Source organism: Acetobacter sp. DmW_125128, from assembly GCF_008704325.1.
GTDB classification, from domain to species: domain Bacteria; phylum Pseudomonadota; class Alphaproteobacteria; order Acetobacterales; family Acetobacteraceae; genus Acetobacter; species Acetobacter oryzifermentans.
On sequence record NZ_VHOP01000017.1, the window covers coordinates 20,859 to 38,631 of the forward strand.

The window sequence follows — 17,773 nt, forward strand, 5'->3', positions numbered from 1 at the left end:
CGATATTCACGACTAACGCCGATCCCGCAAGCGGGACCACGTTTCTAGCCTGTGACGAACCTCCCGTTCATAGCCTCTGCCCGTTGGATTATAGAAGTTCTGCCGCCTCATACCGTCGGGAAAATAATTCTGACCAGAAAAGCCTTCTTCCGCATCATGATCATACTGATAGCCCTTACCGTAGCCGATATCCTGCATCAGCTTTGTGGGGGCATTTAGAATATGTGCAGGCGGCATGAGGCTGCCTGTGGCCTTGGCGGCACGGCGCGCAGCACCATAGGCTTTATAAACTGCATTGGATTTGGGTGCTGTGGCCAGATGTACCACAAGCTGTGCCAAAGCCAGCTCCCCCTCTGGGGAGCCTAGGCGCTCATATGTTTCCCACGCAGCCACAGCCAATGGCAGGGCGTGTGGGTCTGCCATGCCTATATCTTCTGCGGCAAAGCGTGTCATACGGCGGGCCAGATAACGTGGGTCTTCCCCCCCTTCCAGCATGCGGGCAAACCAGTAGAGGGCCGCATCCGGATCTGATCCGCGCATGGATTTATGCAGCGCGGAAATAAGATTGTAATGCTCTTCCCTATCCCGATCATACAAAATGGCGCGTTTTGCCAACAGGCGGGAAAGTGCCTGCGCATCCAGCGGCTTTTCTGTTTTCAGGCTTAAAAGCTGCTCCACCATGTTCAGCAGATAACGACCATCACCGTCCGCCATGGCGCGGAGGGTTACGCGTCCATCTTCCGTAAGCGGCAAGGGCCGGCCTGTTTCTTCCTCCGCCCTTACCAGAAGGGCTTCACAGGCAGGATCATCCAGCCGGTTCAGCACCATGACCTGACAGCGAGAAAGCAAAGCCGAGTTAAGCGCGAAGGAAGGATTCTCGGTTGTAGCGCCTACCAGCACAACGGTGCCGTCTTCCACAACAGGCAAAAAGCCATCCTGCTGCGCACGATTGAAGCGATGAATTTCATCTACAAACAGCAGTGTGCCACCACCAGCTTCTGCTTGCCTGCGTGCGTTCTCGAACGCTTTTTTCAGATCCGCCACACCAGAAAACACAGCGGAAAGCTGCACAAATTTCAGCCCCGCAGCTTGGGCCAACAGGCGCGCGATAGTGGTTTTACCTACACCCGGCCCACCCCACAAAATCAGACTGGCAAGAGAACCACGTTCGAGCATACGCGTTAGCGCACCCTCTGGCCCCAACAGGTGCGCTTGCCCTACCACATCTTCCAGCCGCTGCGGGCGCAAACGGTCGGCCAATGGCTGTGTGGGCGCTGGCTTTTTACGTGCGTCCGCGCTTCCCCCCTGCGATGGCTCAGGAGAAAGCCCAAAAAGATCATCACCCATTATCGGGGGCTCACGCTCTGCGGCCATGGCCTGCGTGCCTCACTTTAATCTGTCTCAATCTGTATGAATATATCGGCCCGCACGGCAGCTTTTTCCAGAAGAGAGGAGGAAAAAGCTGCTTTCAACACAGTTTAATCGTTCTCTGCTGGCAGTACGAAGGTGCTGGCTGGAATATCTGCGCCTGCATGCACATCAAACAAGGTTACACGGGTTTCCCGCCCCTGCGCATCCAGCACACTCCATGATCGCAGAGCAACTGGTGTTTCATAAAAAACCAGTGTCAGACTGCCATCACCGGGAGAAGACGTGCGCACAAGCGTTACCTGCACCAACCCGTTATCATGCTGAAAGCCCGTAACTGTTACGTCATCTATCAGGCTCACATGGGGGCGCAGCAAAAGGCCCAATGGTGTACGCTCAATGGGAATAACCGTGGTTTGATCCAGTTGGTTATCCCGGAACACAACCTTCCCGCCATTTGCCACCAGAAGCAGTGGGGATGGTGGATCATACGCCAAGCGCATCTGGCCGGGACGCTTCATCCATACGGTGCCGGTGGTGCGCTTTCCCTCTGCATCCAGTTGCTGAATGCGGGCCTGAAAGGTTTTGGATTGGTTGAGCGCCTGCTCAATCCTCTTCAGCCATACTTTATCTGATGCAGAAAGCGCCACAGCAGCCGGTGCGGAAGAAGATGCCACGGGAATAGCCGTTTCACCGGTATCATCCTGTGCGTAAGCTTGGCTGCCAGCCAGAACCAACCCCATAGCCGCTAGCAGAACAGCCCGGAAAATGGATTTCATGAACGTGGTTTCTTTCATATGAAACATGCAGGCTTATACAGCTATCAACCCAGCAACGAGCGCCAGCGCTACGGCCAAGCCAATTTCTCGATTAGCCCGAAACTGAGCCAAGCACAAAGCGGGGCTTGTGGGGTCTACCTTAAGGGCCTGTTGCCACAACAATATGGCAGGCACCACCAAAGCCACCCAAAACAACGGGCCAGCCCCCGCCAAAACAGCCGCCAGAGCCAACAAAACAAGCATCAGCCCGTAACAGGCGCCAATAAACCCACGTGCCCGACCCACCATAAGGCGAGAGGTGGATTTTACACCAATACGGGCATCGTCTTCCATATCCTGAAAGCCGTAGATGGTATCAAACCCCAGTTGCCAAACGATGGTTGCCGCATACAAAGCTGCCTGCGCCCAAGATAAATGCCCTGCGGCTGCCGCATACCCCATGGGAGCGCCAAACCCAAAGGTAAAGCCCATGACAAGCTGTGGCCACCACGTAAACCGCTTGGCCAATGGGTAAAGCGCTACCAACAGCAGGGATGACACACCCAACACCCACGAAAGGCTGTTTAACTGCACCAGAACAGCCAAGCCTGCCAGCAAAAGCAGCACCAAAAACAGTGTCGCCTGCTTCATGCTCAACGCGCCAGATGCCAGTGGCCGCCCCGCTGTGCGCGCCACCTGCCGGTCTATGTCCCTATCCCACATATCGTTTACAACGCAGCCTGCGGCCCGCATAACAAGGCTGCCAATACCAAACAGCACAATCAGCCGGATACGCTCGAAAGTAGCAACACCCTGAGGCAGCAGAATGCCCCACATGCCCGGCAGCCATAAAAGCCACGTACCTATGGGCCTATCCAGCCGTGCAAGCAAAGCATAGGCCTGCAATGCCGGTGGTAGATGGGCAATCCACCCTGTAATGCGGATATCTGTATGGCTGGAAGAAACTGACACGGCTGCTCACGTATCCTGTTCAGAAAGGCATATGGTGTTAAGGGCTGGTGTTCTATGCCACAAAGCGGGAATCACTTACACCTTTCAGCTTAGACAGACCCGGTAACCATGGTTGTAACAGATGCCACAGCGCACCTTCCGCGCCTTTACAATGCTCCAGAAACGTTGGGAGACGCCCAAACAGGCCTAACTCTGCCCATCGCGCCAGATCAGGCCCGCTATCTGGGCACCGTGCTGCGCAAAAAAACCGGAGACCATGTGCGCATCTTCAACGCAAAAAGTGGAGAATGGCTGGCACGCATTACGGAAATCCGGAAGGACAAAGGTTTTTTTACGCTAGAACACCAATTGCGCTCCCCCACGCCACAACCTGCTTTGGTTCTGGCTTTTGCCCTATTAAAGCGTGATGCCACAGACTTGGCCTTGCGCATGGGCACGGAACTGGGTGTCACGCACTTTGTGCCCCTTATAACCGAACGCACCAATACTCACCGCATCAACCCAGACCGCCTGCACGCCATCGCCACCGAAGCCACGGAGCAATGTGAGCGCTTTGATGTGCCACACATAGAGTCCCCACAGTCATTCACAGATTTTCTGGCAAGCTGGCCACAGGAACACCGCCTGTTTGCAGGCATAGAACGTGGAGAGAACCGGGCAATACATACCCCCGCGCTGCTACCCGATGCACATGCAGGTGATGGTTTTTTAGTTGGCCCTGAAGGTGGCCTAAGTGATAGAGAATGTCAGATGATGCTGAAATATTCCTGCATCACCCCAATATCCCTAGGCCCGTTGGTGTTGCGGGCTGATACAGCCGTTGCTGCTGGGCTTGCTCTTATAGGCTGTGGCTTGCGTTCGGCTGCGGTTTTGTCACAATAACGCTTCCATATCTTCGCTTTGCTGGCGCAGAGTGCGATTTCTCTGTTTTTCAAGGATCTGTGATACCCCATGTCCAACCCCGGCGCATCAGATGAAACCCCTGCCCGCACCGTTGCACAGCTGGCCGAAGTGCTTGCGCAGGGATGCAAGCCGCGTGACGCATGGCGGATTGGCACGGAACACGAAAAATTCGGCTTTCTGCGTCCAGAATCCGTAAAAGAAGGGCAAAAAGCTTATTCTGCCCCGCCTTATGCCCCCAATGGTATTGAAGCGCTGCTCAAAGGTCTGCAAAAGTTTGAGCCGGATGATTGGACATCTGTTCTCGATAACAACAACATCATCGGCCTGAAAGGGCGTGGTGAAGCCGCAGGGGCTGCTATCTCCCTTGAACCTGCTGGGCAGTTTGAACTTTCTGGCGCGCCTTTGCGCACGTTGCACGAAACAGCAGAAGAACTGACAGCCCATTTTGATGCAGTACGCCCTATTGCACGTGAACTTGGGCTGGGGTTTGCCCCTTTGGGCTTCCACCCCACTGCCACACGGGCAGAACTGCCGTGGATGCCAAAATCCCGCTACGCCATTATGCGTGAATACATGCCCAAAGTTGGCTCAATGGGTTTGGACATGATGCAGCGTACCTGCACCGTGCAGGTTAATCTGGATTTTGGGTCTGAGCAGGACATGGTGCGCAAAATGCGTGTTTCCATGGCGCTACAACCTGTAGCTACAGCCCTGTTTGCCAATTCTCCTTTTGTAGAAGGCAAGCCCAACAACATTCTTTCCAACCGCGCGCAGGTCTGGACAGATACGGACAACGCCCGCTCTGGCATGCTGGCATGTGTGTTTGAAGATGACTTCAGTTTTGAACGCTATGTGGAATGGGTGCTGGATGTGCCCATGTATTTCATTATGCGTGATGGCAAGATGCGCAACGTGGCGGGCCGCTCCTTCCGCGCATGGATGAATGGAGAACGGCAGGATGGTCTGGAAGATGTAACCCCCACCATTGGGGATTTTGAAGACCACATTACAACAGCCTTCCCCGATGTGCGGCTCAAGCAGTTTTTGGAAATGCGCGGGGCAGATGCTGGCTCACCTGAAATGATGCTGGCTCTTTCCACTTTGTGGACAGGCCTGCTGTATGATGATGCAGCCTTAGAATCCGCTTGGGAACTCGTTAAGTCTCACCCGTGGGAAGACTACGTGAAACTGCGGGATATTGTGCCACTTATGGGGCTGGATACGCCTTGGGGCGAAGGCACAGTGCGCGATCTGGCCGCACAAATGATTGCCATTGCCATGGACGGCCTACAGGGACGAGACATGACGGATGAAAGCGGGCAAACGGAATGGGTTTACCTCGCCCCCCTCACCTCTTTGGTGGCTGGTGCCCCCACACAGGCCGAACGTTGGTTGGAACGTTATTACGGCGCATGGATGGGTGATGTAAACCGCATCTTCCTAGAAGCTGAAGTCTGAACGACCGCATATAATACGACCAATAAAAAGCAGCGTCAGGCTGCTTTTTTTGTATTCAGAAACAAACGGCTTGCACTTAACGTGGCGGCAAATAACGCAACACATCCGGCCATAAGCAGGCATTTTTGCGTGGCCCCATGCACAAACCACGTAAAAAAGGCCGCAACCCCCATAGCCCCCAAGGTCTGCCCCGCTTGGCGCGCAACCTGCACCATACCACTGGCCCCGCCCGCGCGGTTATGAGGTGCAGCCACCATCATGGCCCGATTATTGGGGGGCTGAAAAAAACCAAACCCCCAGCCTGCTACACCGGTACGCCATGCAATATCCCACACAGAAGGATGAGCAGGCAGCAGCCACAACAAAAAGAACCCCAATGCCGTTGTACTCAGTCCGATGGAAGACAACACACCAGCAGAAACCTTATCCGCCACCCGCCGGATAAGCGGAGCAGCGCACATAATGCCTAACGGCCAAGGGGTAATCAGCAAACCCGTTGCAGCCGAACTAAGGCCAAGAGTGTTGTGCAACGTAAACGGCATGGAAACGATATAGAAATTAGAGGCCACAAAACCACAGAACCCGGTGATAAAAGCCACTGCAAATTCTGGATTTTCAAGCAGATCAACCGGCAAAATTGGTTGCGGAGCTTCTGCCTCACGCCGCACCAGCAGCACTCCGGCGGCAAGCCCAGCCAGAAGCAATGCACAGGAAATGGCTGTGTTTTGGGAATGCGCCAGCCCATCTCCTCCCATTACGGAGGCACCAAAAGCTAGCATACACAATATGCTGCCTGTAATATCCAACTTGCCAGAAGTGCGCGGTACTGTAGGCAATGCATAAAAAGCCATGCCCAAGGCCAAAGCCCCAAACGGCAAATTAATCCAGAACAACCATGGCCAAGACCCAATAGTGAGAATAGCCGCAGCAGCCGTAGGGCCTAATGCCACACCAAGCGCTACCACAACGCCATTAAGGGCAATGCCGCGCCCTATTTCTGCATGCGGGTAAATAAAACGCACCAGCGCGATATTCACACTCATAATACAGGCGCCGCCAATGCCCTGCAACACGCGCGCACCCGCCAAAATAGGCAAGCTGGTGGCCGTAGCACAGAACAGGGATGATACCATGAAAATGATAATCCCAACCTGACAAAGCCGGGCAAACCCTACCCTGCTCCCCAATGCTGCCAACGGCAGAAGAGAAACCAGACTGGCCATCTGATAGGCATTTACAACCCAGATGGATGAAGATGAGGATGCGTTTAAATCTCGCGCAATATCGGGCAGCGCAACATTGGCAATGGCGTAATCCAGCAATGCCAGAAAAACAGAAAGCGCCACAGCCAGCATGGCCATATTGCGGGCAGCTCCATGCAGCCCATCCACCACGGGTGCTGACTGAGAAGTGGGGAGCTGTGTCATGGAACAAAACGTCCTTCTGCCTGCAAGGCGTTACTTACCTGCTTTTTCTGGGAAACCAGAACGCACGCAGGCATGTTTCTCCCACCCACCTTGCACAGCCAATGTATGAGCCGCAGCCTCGCACGCCAGTTCAGACGCCATAGGCAAAACAATATGGGCACTACCTGATGCAGTGCCCCATGCAACAAGAAACCATGCAGCAATCATGGAGCCTATGCTTTCATCCTCATCTTGTCAGAACAGTATTTATAGTGGCTGCCAATACTGCTCTGACGAGAAGGCGAGACGACACCTATCAGATCAAGAATCTGCGTAAGGGTTTTTGGTGCCGCGCGTTTGCAGGCGGATAGGCACTCCCGGCAGGTCAAACGTTTCACGCAGGCCATTTACGAGATAGCGCTTATAATCATCCGGCAGTTGCTCTGCCCGTGTACCGAATATGACAAACGTTGGCGGACGAGATTTAACCTGCGTAATATACCGCAGCTTCAATCGACGCCCCTGCACCAATGGCGGCTGATGGCGTTCCAGCATTTCCTCAAACCAGCGGTTGAGGGCGCCTGTTGGCACACGTGCGTTCCATACTGTCCATGCATCACGCACTGCGGGCAGCAGCTTGTGAATGGAAGCCCCGGTGAGTGCAGAAAAAGTAACAACTGGCACGCCCCGCATCTGCGCCAGAGAAATGCTCAGGCGGTCCAGAATAGCATTGCGCGTGGCTACCCGATCCTGCACGGCATCCCATTTATTCAGGGCCAATACGCAGGCACGGCCTTCACGCTCAATTAAGCGGGCAATCTGCAAATCCTGCTCATGCACACCCAATGTAGCATCCAGAACCAGTACGGCAACTTCTGCCATTTTCAGCGCTTCGATAGCAGCCGAAACGGACATTTTTTCCAGAGATTCATCAATGCGCGCTTTTTTGCGCAAACCCGCCGTATCTACAATTTCAAACGTATCATCGCCATCTCGCAGCGTTACGGCAATGGAATCTCGGGTTAGCCCTGCTTCCGGGCCGGTAATCATACGCTCTTCACCCAAAAGGGCGTTCATGAGGGTAGATTTACCCGCATTGGGCCGCCCCACAATAGCCACACGCAGCGGGCCTGTAGGGCGCGGAGGTTCTTCCCCTTCTTCTACAGCAAAATCATCTTCTGCTTCGAATTCAGGTTCTGCCTTATGCTCCGGCTCTGCGGGCAGCCTATCGGCAATTTCCCACATCAAATCGGTCACACCTTCACCGTGTTCGGCAGAAAGCGCCAAAGGCTCACCCAAACCCAGCGCATAGGCTTCCATTGCAGAAGCCGTGCCAAGCCGCCCTTCGGTTTTATTGGCAACCAACAGCACAGGCCGGTTCTGACGCCGGATCCACTGCGCAAAATGCTCATCCGCTGGCGTAATACCGGCGCGCGCATCTACACAAAACAGCACCAAATCTGCTTCACGCACAGCGCTTTCAGAAGAAAAGCGCATCCGTCCAAACAGGCTTTCGGGGGCAGCTTCTTCCAAGCCGGCTGTATCAATCAACCGCACATAGCGCCCACGAATAAGGGCTACACCTTCCTTGCGGTCTCGGGTTACGCCGGGCGTATCCGCCACAAGCGCCTGCCTACGCCCGACAAGGCGGTTGAACAGCGTGGATTTACCAACATTTGGCCGACCTGCAATAACAACAACAGGCATATCCCCCGTAGGAAGCGGCGGAGGTGGGCGCATAGATTTGCGGCGATCAGCCATAAGAGCAAAGGTTCCCGTCGTTTGTCACGATCAGCATCTGGTTATCTACGATAATTGGCGGCACGAAAGAAACGGCATCCATGCTGTCTACTGATATAATTGCACCTGTTGTCGGGTTAATCCGCACCATACCATTTTCTGGCAAAGAGCTTAGACAAACCAGTTCGCCGCCCACCAGCATGGGGCCAAACCAGGTTACGATATCTTTGTGCACATCCACGCGCCGGAAGCGCCGCAGTTGCGTAATCCAGCGCACATGGCCGGAAAGGCGGTCAATACATGCAATCTGCTGATCTAGCGAGACCACAAAAAGCCAATCCCCCACGCAAAGCAGGCTGTTCTGGCTGGCAACCGAGCGTTCCCACACACGGCGGCCTGTGCGGATATCAATAGCAGCCAACACCTGCGCCATACTAACGGCATACACAATGCTATCAACAATAACAGGCAAGCCACGCACGCAGGAAAGATCCAACGTACTGGCCTGACTGTTGACGTTGCCCATCATGTCACTCCAGACAACCTCACCACTTTCCACTCGGAAAGCAACAAGATCACCCCCACCAAATCCGGCCACCACAATGCCGTTATCTACAGCAGGAGCAGGCTGGCCAAATACGGTGGTTTCCACAGATGTAGCGGTATATGCCCACAACTGGCGGCCTGTGGCAGAATCCAGCGCAAAAAACCGCTCATCAATCGTGCCAAAGAAAACACGCCCGCCAGCAACTGTTGGGGCAGAACGGCCCGGTGCCCCGTTGGTGGTTTTCCACTTTACTTTGCCGGTTGCCGCATCCACCGCCATAGTTTGGGAAATGCCATCTACAATGTAAACAACACCGCCATCTACGGCCAAACCGCCGCCCATATTGGCAGAGTAAGACTTTTTGGGCCGTGGGTTATACGCCCAAATATGGCGCATACCGGGCCAAGAAAAAGCCCGCACAACGCCTTGGGCATCCATAACAAACAGGCGGCCATCCTGCACAACGGGTGGCGCAGGAATAAGCCCGCGGCCCAAAGTGCCAAGTGCAGCCCATGCCATGAAATCTGGCTGAGAGATACCGGCCCCGATATCCTTGCTCCACCTTTTATGCAGGCCGCCCCACGCATAATTGCTGCCGGTATGGGCTGAAACACGCCCACAAATAGGCCATTCTGAAACACTCATAGGGGCAGGTATTGTAATGGGCGTATGATCGTCCGGATCAACCATCAGCCCAGAGCCGGAAGATAGAATATCCGTGCGGTGCCCAGCCAGAATGGGCTTTCTATCACTCTCAAACATAGTGCACCCAGCTAGCGCGGGGGCCAAAGCGGCTCCGCCTAACAGGGCACGGCGTGAAAGTCCGGAACGTCTGGTTGCGCTGGATTTCTTGTTGCTGCTCATTCTACTAGCCTGCTGTCGGATCAAGGGCCTGCATCATATCCTGCGCCCGGTTGCGTACGCCCTGAGGAACATCCTGCGCAGCCTGTAGCGCTGCAAATTTCTGCCGCGCCTCTGCCACATGTCCTTCGCGCACATCCAGAACTGCCAAGGCTTCCATGGCCAAACCATTCCATGGCTTACCTTTGCCAGTAAGCAGCGCAAGGCGAGAACGCAGCGTAGCGGGCTCTCCCGTATCCAGCTGTTTTTGGCACCACAGCAAGGTTGCCAGATCACGCAGTGCAGAATCCGCATTGGGGTCCTTCTGCACGGCATCCCATGCGGCCAGCGCCCCTTTTACATCACCCCGCGCTGCCTGCACGCCCCCTTCCTGCAAACGGGCCAGAACAGCCACACCTTTTGCATCGGAAGATGCTAATTTCTGCAACGAGGCCAAGCCCGCCTGCGCGGTAGTGGTAAGATCTACCGTGCCTGAAGAAGGAATTGAGGGCAGATGGTCTGTCTGCCGCAAGGCCGTAAGATACGTTCCTGTGGCTTCCAACGCCTGAGATTTCTGGTTGGAAACATGCCAAGACCACGCACCAATGCCTGCAAGCACGGCCACAACCAGCCCAAGGCCAGCACCGGCATAGCGCTTTGCTGCCATACGCAGGCGCTCGGCCTGCATTTCCTCATCAACTTCCTTGAAAAGATCCTCTGCCACGGTCTGGCCTGTTCCTGTCTGCTGGCGTTCTGCCTGACGGCTTTGTGTTACCGTCTATCTGCCTCAGCCGGGGGTATCATACAAGTCATACAGGCAATCAGCCTGATGGCGGCTCTTTTACTGCTGTACCAGAAAAACAGCCGCCCTGCCGAAAACTTTAGTGCTCTGCCTTCTGTAATTTGCTGCCACCAGCCTTGAGAGCCGTGGTTAACTTGGTGAAATTACCAGCAATACGTTTTTGCACGGTGCTGCTGCCCTCATGGATATGGGCAATTTTTTCACGCGCTTCGTTGCTAATAGCTGTTTCTTCCTTAACGGCAGCCTTGGCTACACAGCTATTATAGGTGCGTGCTGCTTTTTCATACGCACTTACCTTATCAACGCTGGCGTTATATTTATCAACGGAAGACACTTCTACAGAAGGTGCAACAGGTTCTGCGCCACAGGCGCTGGCTGTCCACATCTTGTCTGCTGCCTGAGCAGGCAGGGCAAGTATGCCGCACAACTGCGCCGCTGCAAGCCCGGCGATGAGATAAAAACCTTTCCTAATCATTCCTGTATCCCCGATTCAGAGCAGAGATATTTTTCTGCCCAGTTTATAACTCTACCATCAGCAAACGCTTCTTGCACAGGCAGCGCAAATGTCCACACCTGCGCGCACTGGGTTGGAAAAAAAACCGGAAGACAGTATAGGCGCGATAATGCGCATTCTTTTCATCACGGCTACACGTCTGGGCGATGCCGTGCTTTCTACAGGCCTGCTGGCATATCTGCACCAACGCTGGCCAGATGCGCGGTTCACCATAGCATGTGGGCCTGTTGCTGCCGGGCTGTTTAGTGCGTTTCCCGGACTCGAACGCACCATTGTAATGGAAAAACGTCCCTATGATCTGCACTGGTTTGATCTGTGGAAAGCCTGCGCACCTTTAAAATGGGACATCACGGTGGATCTGCGCGGTTCTGCCGTTACTTTTCTTTTACGCTCTGGCCGACGGTTTATTATGCGCGGAGGCCGCCGTGCAGGCGCACGCATTACACATTTGGGAAGAGCCCTAAACCTTTCCCCCCCTCCGCTCCCTACTGTTTGGGTCAGCCCGGCTGATCGCGCAAAAGCACAGGACATTATTCCTGATACCGCGCCCATTATTGCCTTAGGCCCTACGGCAAACTGGACAGGAAAAATCTGGCCAACAGAGCGTTACCTGCCCTTGTGGCAACGCCTTTGCGCTGCATACCCACAGATTCGGCCTGCCATTTTCTATGGCCCGGGTGAGCAGGAAGCTGCGCTGGCGCGCCCTGTTCTGGAAGCTTTGCCCCATGCCATTGATGCTGGAGGCCATTTTTCCCTTACGGAAGTTGCTGCCATGCTGGCTCGTTGTCGCCTGTATATTGGCAATGATTCGGGTTTGATGCACTTGGCTGCCGCAGCGGGCACACCCACTTTGGGACTTTTTGGACCATCTCGTGCATCGGAATACGCACCTTCTGGCAAAAATGCGCGCTGGATTGCCGCCCCCGGCCCAGAGGGTGAAGCCCCCATAGCTGGGTTGGATGTTGCAGATGTGGCCACAGCAGCGCTCTCCCTTCTTAAGGAAACCGGCATATGATGAATGGTACTGCCAACAGGCTGAACTCGCAGCCCTTGAAAGTTGCGCATATTATGGCCGGTGCCCCCACAGGCGGGGCAGAACTGTTTTTTGAGCGCCTATGTATTGCACAGGCTGCCGCCGGGCTTTCTGTTCTGCCTATTATCCGCACCAATCCGGAACGTAGCCAACGTTTACGTGCAGGCAACCTTACGCCGGTGGAACTGCCTTTTGGCAACATGCTGGATATACGCACCCGCATGGGCCTGCGCTCTGCCCTTAAAGAGTTTTCCCCTCGCGTTGCCGTTGCATGGATGAACCGTGCCGCACGGTTTGCCCCCCAAGGCAATTGGGTGCTGGCCGGGCGGTTGGGGGGATTTTATGATCTTTCCAATTATCGCCGTTGTTCTCATCTTATCGGCAATACGCATGGGCTGGTACGCTGGATGCGTGAGCAAGGCTGGCCCACCAACGCCGCGCATTACCTGCCTAATTTTGCCACGGACCTTGCTGCCACACCGCCTGTATGGCCCACATTTTTGCCGCAGGGTACGCCCTTTCTATTGGCATTAGGGCGGCTACATAAGAACAAGGCTTTTGACGTTCTGATCCGTGCCATGAAGCATGTGCCTCACATTCCACTTGTTATTGCCGGAGAAGGGCCAGAGCGCGCAGCGCTGGAAGCGCTTGCCCAGCAGGAAGGTGTGGCTGAACGCGTATTTATGCCCGGTTGGGCCAACCAACCCGGAGGCCTGTTACGCGCCTGCTCTGCCATGATCTGCCCTTCCCGGCACGAGCCATTGGGCAATGTTGTAATTGAAGGATTTTCGGCCTGCAAACCGGTTATTGCGGCTGCCTCTCAAGGGCCAAGCGAACTCATCCGTAATGGTGAAAACGGGCTACTAGCTCCGGTAGAAGATGCAAATACTCTGGCAGCACAGATCTGCACTGCACTGGAAACACCAGACCTAGCAACCCGTATGGCGCAGGCCGGCCGCAGGGATTATGAAACAACCTATGCTGTCACACCCGTTTTGGATGCGTGGCATAAGTTTTTGTCCACGGTGGAGGCTGGGTAAATGTGTGGCATTGGGGGGCTGATTTATACGCCCGGCACGCAGCCATGTTCCGAATCGGTTCTGGAACGTATGGCGCAGGCCTTAGGCCATCGTGGCCCCAATGGGATACATATTGCCCGGTTGGGCCGTGCAGATATGGTGCATACACGTTTAGCCATTATTGATCTGAAAGGTGGAGACCAACCCTTAACCAGCGGTGATGGTACGCTTGTTGCCAATGGTGAAATCTATAACGACCCACAAATTCGCCAGCAGATCGGGCCAGAGTATTTTCAAACCGGGAGTGATTGCGAATCTCCCTTGCTTTTATGGGAGCGTAATGGATGCACCTATACACGCGGGCTGCGTGGCATGTATGCCATTGGGCTGTACGATAAAGCCCAGCAGGAGCTTTTACTCTCGCGCGATCCATTTGGAATCAAACCACTTTATTTTACCGAATTTTCAGGCGGTATTGCCTTTGCATCCGAGCCTGCCCCTTTAATCGCCTCTGGCCTTGCCCCGCGTGCTATTGCACCTGCTGTGCGCGATGAACTGCTGCAACTTCAGTTCACCACTGGGTGGGAAACAATCTTTCCCGGTATTCAGCGCGTTATGCCGGGAGAAACCTTGCGCATTAACCAAGGGCGCATTCTGGACAGGCAACGGCAATCACCCATTCCGGCCCACGCGCCTTTATTTACCTCTGAGGCCGAGGCTCTGAACCATCTTGATACAGCCTTGATGGACAGCGTGTATGCGCATGAGCGTGCAGATGTGCCATTTGGGCTGTTTCTTTCTGGCGGAATAGATAGCGCCTGTCTGTTAACGGCCATGAGCCGTCTCCCCCGCACCACGCCTTTACGCACATGGACAGCTATTTTTGATGCGCCGGGTGCAGCGGATGAAGCGGATGCCGCCAGCGCATTGGCCAAACACGCCCGCACAGAGCACGAAACCTTGCGCATTACAGCAGATATGGTGTGGCAGCACCTGCCTGCCATTGTGGCCAGCATGGATGATCCGGTTGCGGATTACGCCATTATTCCAACATGGTTTTTAGCCCAAAAAGCTGCACAGGACGTTACCGTTATCCTTTCGGGTGAAGGGGGGGATGAACTGTTCTGTGGTTATGGACGTTATCGCTCTGCCAGCCGCCCTTGGTGGAAAGGCAAACGGCGCATGTGGCGGCGTGGTATTTTTGATAACATGAATATTCTGCGCCACCACCCAGCCCATTGGCGTGATGGTATAGCGGCTGCAGAAATGGCCGCCGCAGATGCCTCAACACCGCTTTCCCGCCTGCAAGCTGTGGATATTGCAGAATGGCTGCCAAATGATCTGCTTATCAAGCTGGATCGGTGCCTTATGGCGCATGGGTTAGAGGGGCGCACACCGTTGCTGGATCCCATTGTGGCCCAAACAGCATGGCGCCTGCCCGATTCCATGCGCCTACGTGATGGCAAAGGGAAATGGCTTTTACGCAAATGGTTACAACGACATAATTCTGCTGCACGCCCCTTTGCCCCCAAGCAAGGCTTTACTGTGCCGATTGGCACATGGATCCGGCAAAAAGGTACGCACCTCGGAGACCTGATGGCGCGGCAGGAATGTATTGCAGAAATTGCCCGACCAGACCGTGTAAAAGCCCTATTTCGCGCAGCAGATAACCGCAGAACGGGTGCAGCCGCATGGACACTTTTGTTCTACGCTTTGTGGCATCGGACACATATTCGCAATCTTCCGCCAGAAGGCGATGTGTTTTCCGCCCTAAGTCAGTAAGGTTTGAACAGTTTCTGTTCCTTATCTCAAAAATCCCCTCTCTTCCTTCGGGAAGCCTTTGTTCTTTTATGGGAGAATGTAAATGCCTTCCCCAACACATATAACCCGGCTTGAAAACCGCACTGTTCTCAAGCTTTCTGGTGCTGACCGCGTGCGTTTTCTGCAAGGTCTGGTTACGGCGGATATTGCTGCGCTGGAACCGGGTGATGCCACATGGAGTGCTTGCCTGACCCCCCAGGGCCGCTGGCAAGCAGACTTTTTTGTGGTTTCAGACCCTGATGATACCTGCCTGCTGTTAGATTGCGCCACAGAACAGGCCGAAAACCTAAAGACCACTCTTCGGCGCTTTCGCCTGCGTTCAGATGTTCAGCTAGAACTCACCGCCCTGCCCGTACATGTGGCGTGGGGAAACCCACCGCCAGACAGTGTGTTGGAAAACGCCATTAGCTTTCGGGACCCTCGGTTAGAAGACGCAGGATGGCGGCTTATTGATGCCGCGCCGGATACTCCAATAACTGCTACAGAACAGGACTATAATCTGCACCGCATCATATTGGGGCTGCCGGATGGTGTGCAGGATTGCGAAGTAGGCCGCACTTTGGCAGCCGAAGCCAATCTGGATCTTCTGGGCGGCGTATCGTGGAAAAAAGGCTGTTATATGGGGCAGGAAGTTACGGCCCGCATGCATTACCGCACACTGGTAAAGCGCCGCCTGATGCCTGTTGCAGCCACATCCCCTTTGCCCGCACCCGGAACACCCGTGCTGTGCAATGGTGTAGAGGTGGGCACATTGCGCTCATCCCAAGATCATGTTGGGCTGGCATTACTAAAAACAGAAGCCGCCAATAACCAACTCACCTGTGCCGAGCATCCGCTTGTCGTTCGCTTACCTACGTGGCTGGAAACAGCACTTAAACCTCAAACATCTTCTGATTCTAATCCTACGGAAAAACCATGACTTATATTGCCCCACCAGCAGCAGAACTGGATGCCATGCTGGATGTTGTAAAATTTGATGCCTCTGGTCTGGTTGCCGCCATTGCTCAGCAGCACGACAGCGGCGAAGTGCTGATGATTGCATGGATGACGCGTGAAGCCCTGCGTGAAACATTAGAAAATGGGCGCGTCTGCTATTATTCCCGTAGTCGCCAGAAACTCTGGCGTAAGGGTGAAACATCTGGCCAAATCCAGCACCTTATTGAAGCCCGGCTGGATTGTGATGCAGATGCCGTGCTGCTGCTTGTGAACCAGATTGGCGTAGCATGCCACACCGGCCGCCGTAGCTGCTTTTACCGAGCGTTTACACCAGACGGCCTAAAAGAGCTGACAAAGCCGGAAATTGACCCCAACCAGCTTTATCACAAACACAATTAAACACGTTTAACCGAGCATCTTAGCCGTATTTTTACGGTTAAGAACCTCCAAAACAGCTTCTGCTGCGGCATCGGCTGGCAGTTGGCCCTGTGGCCCTTCCAGCCCGTGCAGAACCGTAGCAAAAGCCTGTTTCTGAGCGTGTGCCACATCTGTATTTTCAAACAGAATTTGCACTTCACGCGCCAACACATCTGCGCGGCATTGCTCCTGTAAAAGTTCGGGCACCACAGCACGGCCTGCTAACAAATTCACCATAGCGACAAATGGCACTTTAATAAGCCGACGGGCAAAAAAGGCTGTTATGGGGTTAACCCGATACGTCACAGCCATTGGCACACCGGCCAGAGCCAGTTCCAAGGTAGATGTGCCTGATTTGGTTAACGCGGCCCCGGCTGCGGCAAAGGCATCGTGCTTGTCATGAATATCCGTAACGATAATCGGCTTTACGGGCCAATCCTGCGTAGCACGTTCCACTACATTTGCCACAACTGGAGAAACTGGCACTACAGGCACCACGTCTGGCATGGATGTTTTAAGCAGACGCAACATCTGCCCAAAAACTGGCAGCAAACGCGGCGCTTCTGAACGGCGGCTACCGGGCATAAGCACCAGTATTTTGGCGCCCTGTGGCAATCCATGCTGGATACGAAAACGCGCCGCATCTCCATCCTTTGCGCCGGATTGTAAAACCGGGTGGCCTACAAAGCGGGTTTTCAGACCATGCTTGCTAAAAAACTTTTCCTCAAACGGTAAAAGGCACAACAACTCTTCCCATAAACCGGGAAATTCCTTCACCCTTTTTTGCCGCCATGCCCAAACCTGCGGTGCAACATAATGCACGCGCGCAATGCCTAAACCGCTTATTTTTTTAAGAAGCCTAAGGGCAAAGCCGGGGCTATCTATGGTAATCACTAAATCCGGCTTTTGGGCTGCAATATCCTGCGCAGCTTCATCCAGCCGAGCAGAAAGCTGACGCACGCGGGGCAAAACTTCCACCAGCCCCATAACAGCCAGATCCCGCATGGGAAACAAGCTTGCCAGCCCTTCCTCTTGCATACGCACGCCCCCTACGCCTGCAAAGCGCATCTTGGGCATACGGGTGCGCAAAGCATGCATAAGGCGTGCACCCAATACATCACCACTGGCCTCACCAGCCAGAATCCAAACAAGAGGGGAAGAAGAAGGAGAAACCATGCATCACGCATAAAACGCCGCAACACAGAGCACAATCATCTTGTCTGTGCATTACGGTAGGAT

17 protein-coding genes are annotated in these 17,773 nt (G+C 54.4%); 7 read left to right on the forward strand and 10 right to left on the reverse strand.

Features of this window, described 5'->3' with window-relative positions; all coding sequences use genetic code 11:
• Nucleotides 1-12: 12 nt before the first annotated feature.
• From FKW19_RS06485 to ubiA, 3 genes are all read right to left on the reverse strand, one after another.
• Nucleotides 13-1,374: a replication-associated recombination protein A gene (locus tag FKW19_RS06485; RefSeq protein WP_006116489.1), complete on the reverse strand. Its 1,362-nt coding sequence runs from the start codon at nt 1,372-1,374 to the stop codon at nt 13-15.
• A gap of 104 nt (nt 1,375-1,478) precedes the next feature.
• The gene (locus FKW19_RS06490) at nt 1,479-2,174 is read right to left on the reverse strand and encodes an outer membrane lipoprotein carrier protein LolA (protein ID WP_089179264.1); all 696 of its coding nucleotides are present in this window, start codon (nt 2,172-2,174) and stop codon (nt 1,479-1,481) included.
• A gap of 6 nt (nt 2,175-2,180) precedes the next feature.
• Nucleotides 2,181-3,098, reverse strand: coding sequence for a 4-hydroxybenzoate octaprenyltransferase (ubiA, locus tag FKW19_RS06495; RefSeq protein WP_089179265.1), 918 nt, complete (start codon nt 3,096-3,098; stop codon nt 2,181-2,183).
• A 108-nt stretch (nt 3,099-3,206) separates the two neighbouring features.
• Between ubiA and FKW19_RS06500 the strand changes: the two genes are divergently transcribed.
• Both FKW19_RS06500 and FKW19_RS06505 read left to right on the forward strand, forming a co-directional pair.
• A complete protein-coding gene (locus FKW19_RS06500) occupies nt 3,207-3,980 on the forward strand; it encodes a 16S rRNA (uracil(1498)-N(3))-methyltransferase (protein ID WP_089179266.1) in 774 nt (257 codons plus the stop codon).
• A gap of 69 nt (nt 3,981-4,049) precedes the next feature.
• On the forward strand, nt 4,050-5,459 hold the full coding sequence (locus FKW19_RS06505; RefSeq protein ID WP_006116485.1) for a glutamate--cysteine ligase: 1,410 nt from the start codon (nt 4,050-4,052) through the stop codon (nt 5,457-5,459).
• Between the two features lie 35 nt (nt 5,460-5,494).
• Here FKW19_RS06505 and FKW19_RS06510 read toward each other — a convergent pair whose 3' ends face one another.
• The 6 genes from FKW19_RS06510 to FKW19_RS06530 form a co-directional block, all read right to left on the reverse strand.
• Nucleotides 5,495-6,886: an MFS transporter gene (locus tag FKW19_RS06510; protein ID WP_063354290.1), complete on the reverse strand. Its 1,392-nt coding sequence runs from the start codon at nt 6,884-6,886 to the stop codon at nt 5,495-5,497.
• Between the two features lie 30 nt (nt 6,887-6,916).
• On the reverse strand, nt 6,917-7,093 hold the full coding sequence (locus FKW19_RS15410) for a hypothetical protein (RefSeq protein ID WP_157884514.1): 177 nt from the start codon (nt 7,091-7,093) through the stop codon (nt 6,917-6,919).
• 93 nt (nt 7,094-7,186) lie between these two features.
• Nucleotides 7,187-8,605, reverse strand: coding sequence for a ribosome biogenesis GTPase Der (gene der, locus FKW19_RS06515; RefSeq protein ID WP_193561125.1), 1,419 nt, complete (start codon nt 8,603-8,605; stop codon nt 7,187-7,189).
• Between the two features lie 13 nt (nt 8,606-8,618).
• Nucleotides 8,619-10,016 carry a PQQ-binding-like beta-propeller repeat protein gene (locus FKW19_RS06520; protein WP_063354291.1) on the reverse strand — a complete coding sequence of 466 codons (1,398 nt, stop codon included), beginning with the start codon at nt 10,014-10,016 and terminating at the stop codon, nt 8,619-8,621.
• Between the two features lie 4 nt (nt 10,017-10,020).
• On the reverse strand, nt 10,021-10,716 hold the full coding sequence (locus FKW19_RS06525; protein ID WP_089179268.1) for a tetratricopeptide repeat protein: 696 nt from the start codon (nt 10,714-10,716) through the stop codon (nt 10,021-10,023).
• A gap of 157 nt (nt 10,717-10,873) precedes the next feature.
• Nucleotides 10,874-11,269: a hypothetical protein gene (locus FKW19_RS06530; RefSeq protein ID WP_063354293.1), complete on the reverse strand. Its 396-nt coding sequence runs from the start codon at nt 11,267-11,269 to the stop codon at nt 10,874-10,876.
• A gap of 148 nt (nt 11,270-11,417) precedes the next feature.
• Between FKW19_RS06530 and FKW19_RS06535 the strand changes: the two genes are divergently transcribed.
• The 5 genes from FKW19_RS06535 (at nt 11,418) to hisI (ending at nt 16,516) form a co-directional block, all read left to right on the forward strand.
• Nucleotides 11,418-12,323 (forward strand): glycosyltransferase family 9 protein, encoded by a 906-nt coding sequence (locus FKW19_RS06535; protein ID WP_193561126.1) that lies wholly within the window; start codon nt 11,418-11,420, stop codon nt 12,321-12,323.
• Complete coding sequence (locus FKW19_RS06540) at nt 12,320-13,381, forward strand: glycosyltransferase (protein WP_089179270.1); 1,062 nt, start codon at nt 12,320-12,322, stop codon at nt 13,379-13,381. Before FKW19_RS06535 ends, FKW19_RS06540 begins: the two co-directional genes overlap by 4 nt.
• The gene (asnB, locus tag FKW19_RS06545; RefSeq protein WP_089179271.1) at nt 13,382-15,142 is read left to right on the forward strand and encodes an asparagine synthase (glutamine-hydrolyzing); all 1,761 of its coding nucleotides are present in this window, start codon (nt 13,382-13,384) and stop codon (nt 15,140-15,142) included.
• 82 nt (nt 15,143-15,224) lie between these two features.
• Nucleotides 15,225-16,100, forward strand: coding sequence for a folate-binding protein YgfZ (locus FKW19_RS06550; RefSeq protein WP_089179272.1), 876 nt, complete (start codon nt 15,225-15,227; stop codon nt 16,098-16,100).
• On the forward strand, nt 16,097-16,516 hold the full coding sequence (gene hisI, locus FKW19_RS06555) for a phosphoribosyl-AMP cyclohydrolase (RefSeq protein WP_006116475.1): 420 nt from the start codon (nt 16,097-16,099) through the stop codon (nt 16,514-16,516). The genes FKW19_RS06550 and hisI overlap by 4 nt, the downstream gene beginning before the upstream one ends.
• Nucleotides 16,517-16,522: 6 nt before the next feature.
• Here hisI and lpxB read toward each other — a convergent pair whose 3' ends face one another.
• Nucleotides 16,523-17,710 carry a lipid-A-disaccharide synthase gene (gene lpxB, locus FKW19_RS06560; protein WP_089179273.1) on the reverse strand — a complete coding sequence of 396 codons (1,188 nt, stop codon included), beginning with the start codon at nt 17,708-17,710 and terminating at the stop codon, nt 16,523-16,525.
• Nucleotides 17,711-17,773 lie beyond the last annotated feature (63 nt).

What these genes read in the sequence shown, in the direction of transcription:
- FKW19_RS06485 (WP_006116489.1), bottom strand. Translation starts at nt 1,374, where the DNA reads ATGGCCGCAGAGCGTGAGCCCCCGATAATGGGTGATGATCTTTTTGGG.
- FKW19_RS06490 (WP_089179264.1), bottom strand. Translation starts at nt 2,174, where the DNA reads ATGTTTCATATGAAAGAAACCACGTTCATGAAATCCATTTTCCGGGCT.
- FKW19_RS06500 (WP_089179266.1), top strand. Translation starts at nt 3,207, where the DNA reads ATGGTTGTAACAGATGCCACAGCGCACCTTCCGCGCCTTTACAATGCT.
- FKW19_RS06505 (WP_006116485.1), top strand. Translation starts at nt 4,050, where the DNA reads ATGTCCAACCCCGGCGCATCAGATGAAACCCCTGCCCGCACCGTTGCA.
- FKW19_RS06510 (WP_063354290.1), bottom strand. Translation starts at nt 6,886, where the DNA reads ATGACACAGCTCCCCACTTCTCAGTCAGCACCCGTGGTGGATGGGCTG.
- FKW19_RS15410 (WP_157884514.1), bottom strand. Translation starts at nt 7,093, where the DNA reads ATGATTGCTGCATGGTTTCTTGTTGCATGGGGCACTGCATCAGGTAGT.
- der (WP_193561125.1), bottom strand. Translation starts at nt 8,605, where the DNA reads ATGCGCCCACCTCCGCCGCTTCCTACGGGGGATATGCCTGTTGTTGTT.
- FKW19_RS06520 (WP_063354291.1), bottom strand. Translation starts at nt 10,016, where the DNA reads ATGAGCAGCAACAAGAAATCCAGCGCAACCAGACGTTCCGGACTTTCA.
- FKW19_RS06530 (WP_063354293.1), bottom strand. Translation starts at nt 11,269, where the DNA reads ATGATTAGGAAAGGTTTTTATCTCATCGCCGGGCTTGCAGCGGCGCAG.
- FKW19_RS06535 (WP_193561126.1), top strand. Translation starts at nt 11,418, where the DNA reads ATGCGCATTCTTTTCATCACGGCTACACGTCTGGGCGATGCCGTGCTT.
- FKW19_RS06540 (WP_089179270.1), top strand. Translation starts at nt 12,320, where the DNA reads ATGATGAATGGTACTGCCAACAGGCTGAACTCGCAGCCCTTGAAAGTT.
- asnB (WP_089179271.1), top strand. Translation starts at nt 13,382, where the DNA reads ATGTGTGGCATTGGGGGGCTGATTTATACGCCCGGCACGCAGCCATGT.
- FKW19_RS06550 (WP_089179272.1), top strand. Translation starts at nt 15,225, where the DNA reads ATGCCTTCCCCAACACATATAACCCGGCTTGAAAACCGCACTGTTCTC.
- hisI (WP_006116475.1), top strand. Translation starts at nt 16,097, where the DNA reads ATGACTTATATTGCCCCACCAGCAGCAGAACTGGATGCCATGCTGGAT.
- lpxB (WP_089179273.1), bottom strand. Translation starts at nt 17,710, where the DNA reads ATGGTTTCTCCTTCTTCTTCCCCTCTTGTTTGGATTCTGGCTGGTGAG.